At 32.7% G+C, this 1073-nt stretch carries 1 protein-coding gene and 1 pseudogene; both read left to right on the forward strand.

The window, feature by feature from the left end:
* On the forward strand, positions 1-746 hold a 746-nt coding region (locus tag DXB43_RS14920), incomplete at its 5' end, for a hypothetical protein (protein ID WP_055040720.1).
* Between the two features lie 131 nt (positions 747-877).
* A pseudogene (locus DXB43_RS15590) lies at positions 878-1073 on the forward strand (hypothetical protein); the annotation flags it as partial.

Consider the following 1073-nt stretch of genomic DNA (forward strand, 5'->3'; position numbering starts at 1 on the left):
ATATGAAAATATCTAATTACATGAATAATACGAATTCAATAATGGAAAAAAATACTGATAAAGTACAGAAAGGAAATAGTCAGACAAACGAAAAACATACAGTGGGGCAATCAGTGAAGCTTTCGATTTCTAATGAGGGATTGGAGTATTATCGTAATCGTATACAGCAGAGTGGACAGGAAAAATATGATGATGTGGTTCAAAGAAAGGAACTGTTAGCGAGTAAAAAAATCAGTGATATTGATTATAGTTATGAAATTCAAAAGAAGGCAGCACAGCAGAATCAAAATGTTGATACAGGAAAAAGTGCCTTAAATATTACTGACAAGGCAAATAATTATGTTAAAGCATACGCAGAATTATATGATGAAATTGTGAAGGGCTATGAAAATGGAACCAGAGAAATATATGTAGCTGATGAAAATGGACCTCGTAAGCTTACAAAGGATGAAGAGTTAAGCAATTTAGATGCTGCATATAAAAAAACAGTGGATGACTTTGTGACAATGGAGACAACCAATCAGCATGCCCGTGGAATTATTGGTGAAGAAATGAATAAAATTTCAAAAATTACCACAAGGTCAACTTTGGCATCGGCTTACATTGAGGAGCAAAAAACCAGGGGAAAGGACGAAATCCCAGAAAATTTAACTGAGAAAATGTATGGTGCAATTACCTCATTTAAGGAGAAATATACAATGATTCAGCCTAATAGAGAGCAGTTATTGATGAGCATTAAGATTTGATGATGTTAGTACTATGATTTACAAATAAAAATAGTAATTACATATCATATTGAGGCTGAGAGAAATTAAATATCCAAGTCGTTCAATATAATAGAAATTATTTTAAGTTTCAATAACAGGGAGGTAGGATTATGGCAATTACAGGTATCAATAACAGTAGTTACACATCGTATTATGCTTCAAATTACAAGAATACTGTTAAAAAAACAGATAGTGAAAAGGATAGTACAAATACAAAAGACGGCAACGTGACAACAAGTACAGTTGAATTAAAAACATCACGTCCCGGTGTGACAAAAACAGAGCAGATTAAGACAGGGTATAGTA

It is taken from the genome of Roseburia sp. OM04-10BH (assembly GCF_003462605.1).
In the GTDB taxonomy this organism is placed as follows: domain Bacteria; phylum Bacillota; class Clostridia; order Lachnospirales; family Lachnospiraceae; genus Roseburia_C; species Roseburia_C amylophila.